This is a genomic window from Frankia sp. KB5 (assembly GCF_002099325.1).
GTDB lineage: Bacteria > Actinomycetota > Actinomycetes > Frankiales > Frankiaceae > Frankia > Frankia casuarinae.
In genome coordinates this window covers 1-8,444 of the sequence record NZ_MRUJ01000028.1, presented here as the reverse complement: position 1 = coordinate 8,444, position 8,444 = coordinate 1, and the positions used below count along the sequence as shown (strand labels likewise).

Here is an 8,444-nt window from a genome sequence, read left to right as displayed (position 1 = left end):
GGTCGCCGGTGAGTCAGTGGTCGCCGGTGAGTCAGTGGTCGCCGGTGAGTCAGTGGCGCGGACCGTGGCCGAGTACTGCTCGGTCTCCGATGGGCTCGGTCGCGAGCGTGCTCAGATCGGTCTGGGCGTTCCGCAGCGCGGGATCGATCCCCGCACCCTGGGTGCCGTCGGTGTAGGCGACCTGCGTGTAGATGAGGTAGTGCCCGCGGGTGATCGCGCCCCGCCACGAGTTGTTCCCACCCGGGCCGGTGATCCGCGCGTTCGGAATCGAGTTGGCCGGGACGGGGAGGGGCACGATGCCACCGCGTCCCTGGTTGAGGATGTCCGCGGTGGCGGTGGCGGTGGCGAGCTTGTCGAGGACGAAGACGGTGACGCCGGCCAACACCTGGCGTTCGCCGTCCCTCGGGGTGCTGAGGAACAGCGTCCGCACCACCTGCCGGCAGCGCCGGTCCTTGAGCTGTGTGACCAGATCACCAGTGAGATCCGGGCAGCTGTTGTCCAGTTTGCGGGCGAGCCGTCGGTAGTTCCGTCCTTCGGCCTCGACCTGCTCGTCGGAGAAGAACTCGTTGGCGGTCACCGGATCGGAGTCGAGGGTCGCGCTGTCGAGGAAGCCTGCCGGGATCGGTGGGAGCGTCTGCCGGGTGGTGGGCGTCTTGTTCCCGTTGTCCCCGCTRCGCCCGTTGTCCCCGCTGCGCACCGCCACGACCGCGACCGCCGCGATGAGGACGAGGACGGCCCCGGCGACGCCGGCCAGCAGCCGCCGAGCGCTGCGGACCCCACGGTCCCCGGCCTGGTCCTGAGTGCTCCGCCCCCACCTCGGCGGGTACGCGCCACGGGCGCTCGATGCGGCGGTGGCGGACGGTGCCGACCCGTTGATCGGATCGCCGTCGACCGGATCGCCGTCGCCGAATCCGCTGTCAGCCGCGGGGGGTGGGTGGGATTCGCCGGTTTCACCGATGAGGGTGGGACCGCCGGTAACGGCATCCGTGTCGGGGAAGACACCCGGGCGTGGGGAGACACCCGGATAGGCCGGCGTGTCCGAGTCCCGTGGACGGGATGCCGGGCGCTCATAGCGGGTCGGACCGGACGGCGGCACGGATGCGGCGCCGGTCCCGGCTGGCCCCGTGCTCAAGCTCGTGGTGGTCGGGGACGGTGTTACGTCGGGCGGCGTGGTGTCGGGCGGCGTGATCCGCAGGGAGGTCGGCTTCGGCGAGAACGAGTACGTCCGGGACCCCCCGAACAGGGGATCGTCGGCCGGGGGAGTCCAGCCGTCGAGGTCGGGGTGCGCGCCACCCGGGCGGGGAATCGTCGCCGCTGTCGGGCCCGTGGTGCCTCCCCGGCAGGCCGGACCGCCGCCCTCCGACGCGCCCTTCGACGCGCCGGCCGACCGACGGCCCTCGGCAGGCGCGGGAGACGCCCGATCATGGCAGGCGCCTCCGGACAGCGGGGTCGGCCCCTCGTGCCCGGGGGCCCCGGGCCCCTCGCGCCCGTCAGATCGCCCGCTGCCCATCTCCGTCATCCTGGTGAGAATAGCCAGGTTGTCGGCGGGATTCAGCGCGGTCAGGTGTCCATGGTCGGTGGCCGGACCGACTGCATGTCCGTACTCCCGGTGCTCTCCCGTACTCCCGTACTCCCGATACTCCAGCCTTCCGTGCCCCCCCGGTGGACCGCTCCGATCGCCTGGTAACCTCAAAGACTGCTGCGCGTGACACGTCCCGTCTGCGCGCTCCACATTCTTGACGAGATCCGCGAGAGGCCCCTTGGGAGTCTCCTGGCGGGATCGTCCGAACGAGAAGGCAGACCTGTGCGCACGTACCAGCCCAAGCCCGCGGATGTCCAGCGTGTGTGGCACGTCATCGATGCCACCGACGTGGTGCTCGGTCGGCTGGCGACCCAGGCCGCCACGCTCCTGCGTGGAAAGCACAAGCCGTACTTCGCTCCGCATATCGACACCGGCGACTTCGTCGTCGTGATCAACGCGGGTAAGGTCGCCCTGAGCGGGAACAAGCGGGAGCAGRCCCAGTACCACCGGCACTCCGGCTTCCCGGGCGGTCTGCGCAGCACCTCCTACGGGGAGCTGCTCGACACCCGTCCGCAGATCATCGTCGAGAAGGCGATCAAGGGCATGCTGCCGAAGAACAAGCTCGGCCGAGYCCAGGGGACCAAGCTGAAGGTCTATGCGGGTCCGACTCACCCGCACCAGGCGCAGCAGCCCACCCCGTTCGAGATCATCCAGGTCGCGCAGTAGCCGCGGACCTCCTGAGCCGGTCGCCGGGCGGGCTCTTCCCGCCCGGCGGTATCGGCCCCGGGAACCACGCATCAACCGAGGAAGGAACGCGACGTGRCTGTCGTGACCGACGTACAGGGCAATCCCCGCGCCACCGGGCGGCGCAAGGAGGCGGTCGTCCGGGTGCGTCTGCTCCCGGGGACCGGGCAGTGGACGCTCAACGGGCGCACGCTTGAGCAGTATTTCCCGAACAAGGTGCACCAGCAGCTCGTCAACGAGCCGCTCAAGGCACTGGATCGGATGGAGTCGTACGACATCGTCGCCCGGCTGCACGGCGGCGGCGTCTCCGGGCAGGCCGGTGCGCTGCGGCTCGCCCTCGCCCGCGCGTTGACGCTGGCGGAGGAGGAGTCCCGGCCTACCCTGAAGAAGGCCGGCTTCCTGACCCGTGACGCTCGGGTCAAGGAGCGTAAGAAGTACGGGCTCAAGAAGGCCCGCAAGGCTCCGCAGTACAGCAAGCGCTGACCTTGGATCCCCTTCGCGGGCGTGCCCCCGGAGGCGTGCTCCCGGAGGGGATCGGTGCCACCGGTGCCCCCCTCGGTCTCCGCCACGATCTTCGACGAGGGAGACCTCAATGGTGAGGCTCTTTGGCACCGACGGCGTCCGAGGTGTCGCCAACATCGATCTGACCGCGGAGCAGGCGTTGTCGCTGGCTTCCGCGGCGGTCGAGGTCCTCGCTGGGCCGAACCGGACCAGCGGGCCCTCCGGCCGCGGTAAGCCGGTAGTGGTCGTCGGCCGGGACACGCGGCCCTCCGGGGAGTTCCTGGAGGCCGCGGTGGTCGCCGGGCTCGCGGCCTCCGGTGCCGACGTGGCCCGGATCGGGGTGGCACCCACGCCCGCGGTGGCTCACGCCGTCGCGGCCAGCGGCGCGATGTTCGGCGTCATGCTCTCCGCCAGCCATAACCCGATGCCGGACAACGGCATCAAGCTGTTCGCCGCCGGCGGCCTCAAACTGCCCGACGAGGTCGAGGATGCCATCGAGCGGCGGATGGCCCTACCTCCCAGCCGCCGTCCCGTCGGCGCCGACGTCGGTCGGGTCCGCGACGAACCGGTTCTCCTCGACCGGTATGCGGCGCATCTGCTGGCCACGCTGCCGGTGCCGCTCGACGGCCTGCGGGTCGTCGTCGACTGTGCCCAGGGCGCCGCCTCCACCTTGGCCCCTCGGGTGCTGCGGGCGGCCGGAGCCGACGTCGTCGCGCTGCACGCCGACGGCGACGGGATAGCGATCAACGACGGCAGCGGTGCCACCCATCTCGACAGCCTGCGTGCCGCGGTCGTGGCGCACGGCGCCGACGTCGGCATCGCCCATGACGGCGACGCGGACCGTTGCCTCGCCGTGGACGCGACCGGTGAGGTCGTCGACGGCGACCAGATCCTGGCGATGTGTGCTCTGGCGCTGGCCGAGCGGGGTGAGCTGGTCGACGACACGGTGGTGGTCACCGTGATGTCGAATCTGGGCTTTCACCACGCGATGCGGGAGGCCGGTATCACCGTCGTCACTACACCCGTCGGAGATCGGTACGTGCTGGAGACGATGCGCGCCGGAGGCTACGTGCTCGGCGGTGAGCAGAGCGGGCACGTGGTGTTCCTGGACCACGCGACGACCGGCGATGGGTTGTTGACGGCGTTGCGGATCCTGGGCCGGGTCGCCGAGACCGGACAACCGCTCGGCGAGCTCACCAAGGCGATGACCCGGCTGCCCCAGGTGTTGGTGAACGTGCGTGGCGTCGACCGGACACAGGTGGACACCAATGAGGAACTGCTGCGGGCCGTCGCCCTGGCCAAGGCGGAACTCGGTGACGAGGGTCGGGTGCTGCTGCGGTCGTCCGGCACCGAACCCCTCGTGCGGGTGATGGTCGAGGCGGGCACCGACGCCGCCGCGCGGGCGGTCGCACAGCGGCTCGCCGCCGTCGTGCGCACCGCGTTGCCGCCGGCGCGCTGACCGATCCCGCCGCTGACCGATCCCGCCGCTGACTGGTCCCGCCGCTGACCGGTCCCGCCGCTGACCGGTCCCGCCGCTGACCGGTCCCGCCGCTGACCGGTCCCGCCGCGGCCACAAGCGGACACCTTGCCCCGAGCCTCCCCCGGTACGCTCTCACCCCCGGGAACCTGCGTACGCTGAGCCGCATGTGCGGGATCATCGGTTACGTCGGCGACCAGGCGGCCCTGGATGTCGCGTTGAACGGTCTGCGGCGGTTGGAGTACCGCGGTTACGACTCGTCGGGTGTCGCCGTGGTCGGCGCCGGGGCACTGCGGACGGCGCGTCGTGCCGGCAAGCTGTCCAACCTCGAGAAGCTGCTCGCCGAGAATCCGGATTCCAGGCCGATGCCCGGCACCACAGGCATGGGGCATACCCGGTGGGCCACGCATGGTGGACCAACCGACGCGAATGCCCATCCGCACACCGACTGCACCGGCGCCATCGCCGTCATCCACAACGGGATCATCGAGAACTTCGCCGCGTTGCGGGTCGAGCTGGAGACGGTCGGCCACGAGCTCGCCAGTGAGACCGACACGGAGGTCGTCGCCCATCTCCTCGAAGTCGAGCTTGCCGGCACCGGCACCGGCACCGGCACCGGCACCGGTGCTGGTGCTGGTGCCGACCGCGGGTACGACGGGGGCGCGCATCCGCTGACCGTCGCGCTGCGACGGGTCTGCCGGCGGCTGGAAGGCGCGTTCACCCTGGTCGTGCTGCACCGCGACTTCCCGGAGGTGGTTGTCGGGGCCCGGCGTAACAGCCCGCTGGTCGTGGGGCTCGGTCAGGGGGAGACCTTCCTCGCCAGCGACGTCTCGGCCTTCATCGCCCACACCCGGGAGGCGCTGGAGATCGGGCAGGATCAGGTGGTCGAGGCCCGCCGGGACGGTGCGACGGTGACCGACTTCGGCGGCCAGATCATCGAGGGTCGGCGCTACCACGTCGACTGGGATGCCAGCGCCGCCGAGAAGGGCGGCTACCCGTACTTCATGCTCAAGGAGATCAGCGAGCAGCCGACCGCCCTGGCAGACACGCTGCGCGGTCGGCTTTCCGCCGACGGTGCGATCGTGCTCGACGAGGAGCGGCTGTCTGGCCAGGATTTCCGGGACGTGGACAAGGTCTTCATCGTCGCCTGCGGCACCGCCTACCACGCCGGCCTCATCGCRAAGTACGCAATCGAGCACTGGACCAGGCTGCCCTGCGAGGTCGAGATGGCTTCGGAGTTTCGCTACCGCGACCCGGTGCTCGACCGGTCCACCCTCGTCATCGCGATCAGCCAGAGCGGCGAGACGCTGGACACGCTGATGGCGGTCAAACACGCGCGCGAGCAGAAGGCGCGGGTGCTGGCCATCTGCAACACCAACGGTTCTACGATCCCTCGGGAGTCCGATGCGGTGCTGTACACCCGCTGCGGCCCGGAGGTGGGGGTCGCGTCCACCAAGACCTTCCTCGGGCAGGTCGCCGCGTGCCTTCTCGTCGGCCTGTTCTTGGCCCAGGTGCGCGGCGTGCTCTACGGCGACGAGGTCGCCGCGTACGTCGAGCGGCTCCAGCGCATGCCCGAGCTGATCGAACGGACGCTGGGAACGGTCGAGCCGGTGCGGGAGCTCGCCCGCGCCCTGGCCGACGCGAAGGCGGTGCTATTCCTCGGTCGTCATGTGGGGTACCCGGTGGCCCTGGAAGGGGCCCTCAAGCTCAAGGAACTCGCCTACATGCACGCCGAGGGGTTCCCGGCGGGGGAGCTCAAGCACGGGCCGATCGCGCTCATCGAGCCCGGCCTGCCGGTGTTCGTCGTTGTGCCGTCCCCGCGGGGTCGTGCCAACCTGCACGGAAAGATCGTTTCCAACATCCAGGAGGTCCGGGCGCGTGGCGCCCGCACGATCGTGATCGCGGAAGAGAGCGACACCGCCGTCGAACCGTTCGCCGATCATCTCATCCGCGTGCCCGCGACCGCGTCGCTGTTCGCGCCCCTGGTCACGACGCTACCGCTGCAGGTCTTCGCGTGCGAGCTGGCGCTTGCGCGCGGCCTCGATGTCGATCAGCCGCGTAACCTGGCGAAGTCGGTGACAGTCGAGTAAGCCCTTCCCCACACGGCGCCTTCCCCACACGGCGCCTTCGGCGCAGTGTGGGGGCCCCTGGCATCGGGCGCCGTTCGGGGTTTCTGTCAGCTCGCCTTCGGCGAGCTTCCTGGGGTAGTCGACGGCGCCTTCGGCGCAGTGTGGGGCCCCTGGCATCGGGCTGCGGGGGCTCGGGCCTGCGGGTCAGGGGCCTGCCGGTCAGGTGGACGGCGTCGCTCCGTGCTGACGGCCGTGCCAGGCGACCGTCGCCTCCCACAGCGCATCGGCGACGGCGTCGTTGTCGTCGGCGGCGTCGAGCAGGGTCTCGACAAGTTCGGCGCGAGGGGCGCGGCTGAGGAAGACGCGCATCGCGGCGTGGACCGGGTCGTCGGTGAAGAGGGTCTCCTCGCCGAGGATCGTGCCGTCCTCCCCCTCGTCGTCCTCGGCGAGCCCCGCCGAGCCGGTGGCCACGAGGGCGACCGCGACCGCGTGCCGGCAGAACGAGCCGGTGGATCCCTCGGTGCAGGTACAGCCCGTCCGTGGCCCGTCGTCGGCCGCCTCCAGGCGGACCTCGTACGAACCGTCGTCGTCCACCGTGCCGGATGCGTTGGTGGGGCGGATACGGAGTTGTTCGACTCGACCGAGAAGAGCCAGATTCACCCCTTCCATGAAGACGTCGGTGCCGGCGTGCTGTGCGCAGGCGCGTTCCTCGAAGGCTGCCTCGAGCGGGGTGACGGCGTCTCCGCCGTGCCCGTTCTCCCCGGACCCCGAAATGATCACTKCTCAATCCTACGGAATTCGCGCGGTTCGGGGATGCCTAGCCGAGTAGGTCTTGTCATCGATTGCATCGCGATATATCGTGAGYCTACGTGATGGAGCGTGAGCGGATTGCTCCGGTCGCGCCGATTCGAAGGGAATGATCATGGTTTCACAGGTGATGCCGGGCCCATGGGGCCACTGGGGATGCGAGGCCGGGTTCGGCCCGTCCCGGCTGCGGGACTTCTTCGAGGCGATGAGCGCTTGGGGGCAGTGTGGTGGCCGGTCGGAGGYGGTGGCCGGCGAGCAGGACCACCCCGAGAGCGGTCGGGCCGGTCGCGTCGGCCGTGGCGGCCACGGTGGGCATCGTGAGCACGGTGGGCATCGTGAGCACGGTGGGCATCGTGAGCACGGTGGGCACGCGGGAGGCGGGCCGAGAGGCCGCCGGGGCGGACCGGGCTGGCCGTTCGGCGGCTTTCCCGGTCCGGGGTTCGGTCCGGGCTTCGGCGGCCCCGGCTTCGGTGGCCCCGGCAGCTTCGGCGGCCGTGGGCCGAAGGTGGGGCGGGGCGACGTCCGGGAGGCGCTGCTCGCGCTGCTGGCCGAGGAGCCCATGCACGGCTACCAGATGATCCGCGAGCTTGCGGAGCGCAGCGGTGGCATCTGGCGGCCGAGCCCGGGGTCGGTCTACCCGGTCCTGTCACTGCTGGCCGACGAGGGTCTCGTGCGCGCGGAGGAGGCGGAGGGCAAGCGAGTCTTCCATCTCACCGACGCCGGGCGGGCGCACGTCGAGGCACGCGCAGGGGAGCGCAAGCCGTGGGAGACTGCTGCGGCGGCGGTCGATGACGATCTCACCAGTTTGCGAACGCTGGCGTTCGCCGTCGGTGCGGCCATCGTCCAGGTGGCCCAGGCCGGAGACGAAGCGCAGATCGCCGCGGCGCGGTCCCTGCTCGCCGAGACCCRCCGTGGTCTCTACCGGATCCTCGCCGGGGACGACGTCGAGCCCCCGATGAGACCGGAGGGTGCCGCCACGGGCACCGGCGCGGACAAGGGCCGCACCGCTCCCGATGGCGACAGCTAAGGACGACGGCAACGGCGGATCGGCCCCAGGGCGGGCTGCGACGCACTGATCGACGAAGCGTTGATCAGCGGGGCGCGGGCGCCCTCGGCGAGATGGGCGTGAACCGGCTGGCGGGGACCTCACCGGCCACCCCGGTGCCGACGGCGGCGCAACACCGCGTTTGTGGGAACCTTTCCGGGTGGCGGTGGTGGGCGTCGGAGTGGACGTGGTGGATGTCGACCGGTTCGCCGCGACGCTGGCGCGCACGCCGGGCATCGCGATGAGGCTGTTCACCGCGACCGAACGCGGCCTCGCCCG

7 protein-coding genes and 1 pseudogene are annotated in these 8,444 nt (G+C 70.9%); 6 read left to right on the top strand and 2 right to left on the bottom strand.

From position 1 onward, the window contains the following. Window positions 1-49 precede the first annotated feature (49 nt). Complete coding sequence (locus KBI5_RS03365; protein ID WP_051569455.1) at window positions 50-1,510, bottom strand: hypothetical protein; 1,461 nt, start codon at window positions 1,508-1,510, stop codon at window positions 50-52. Window positions 1,511-1,804: 294 nt separating this feature from the next. Between KBI5_RS03365 and rplM the strand changes: the two genes are divergently transcribed. The 4 genes from rplM (at window position 1,805) to glmS (ending at window position 6,334) form a co-directional block, all read left to right on the top strand. Further along, on the top strand, window positions 1,805-2,248 hold the full coding sequence (rplM, locus tag KBI5_RS03360; protein WP_085014283.1) for a 50S ribosomal protein L13: 444 nt from the start codon (window positions 1,805-1,807) through the stop codon (window positions 2,246-2,248). A gap of 93 nt (window positions 2,249-2,341) precedes the next feature. Then, a complete protein-coding gene (gene rpsI / locus KBI5_RS03355) occupies window positions 2,342-2,749 on the top strand; it encodes a 30S ribosomal protein S9 (protein WP_085014282.1) in 408 nt (135 codons plus the stop codon). A gap of 109 nt (window positions 2,750-2,858) precedes the next feature. Further along, window positions 2,859-4,226, top strand: a complete 1,368-nt coding sequence (gene glmM / locus KBI5_RS03350) for a phosphoglucosamine mutase (protein ID WP_011435069.1) — start codon at window positions 2,859-2,861, stop codon at window positions 4,224-4,226. A gap of 185 nt (window positions 4,227-4,411) precedes the next feature. Then, on the top strand, window positions 4,412-6,334 hold the full coding sequence (gene glmS, locus KBI5_RS03345; RefSeq protein ID WP_043590091.1) for a glutamine--fructose-6-phosphate transaminase (isomerizing): 1,923 nt from the start codon (window positions 4,412-4,414) through the stop codon (window positions 6,332-6,334). 198 nt (window positions 6,335-6,532) lie between these two features. Here glmS and KBI5_RS03340 read toward each other — a convergent pair whose 3' ends face one another. Beyond that, complete coding sequence (locus KBI5_RS03340) at window positions 6,533-7,093, bottom strand: SWIM zinc finger family protein (protein WP_011435071.1); 561 nt, start codon at window positions 7,091-7,093, stop codon at window positions 6,533-6,535. 142 nt (window positions 7,094-7,235) lie between these two features. Between KBI5_RS03340 and KBI5_RS03335 the strand changes: the two genes are divergently transcribed. After that, window positions 7,236-8,147, top strand: coding sequence for a PadR family transcriptional regulator (locus KBI5_RS03335; RefSeq protein WP_347272463.1), 912 nt, complete (start codon window positions 7,236-7,238; stop codon window positions 8,145-8,147). Between the two features lie 178 nt (window positions 8,148-8,325). Next, a pseudogene (locus tag KBI5_RS03330) lies at window positions 8,326-8,444 on the top strand (holo-ACP synthase); the annotation flags it as partial.

Bases quoted from the DNA above. Each gene is read 5' to 3' on its own strand.
- glmM (WP_011435069.1), top strand. From the start codon at position 2,859: ATGGTGAGGCTCTTTGGCACCGACGGCGTCCGAGGTGTCGCCAACATC.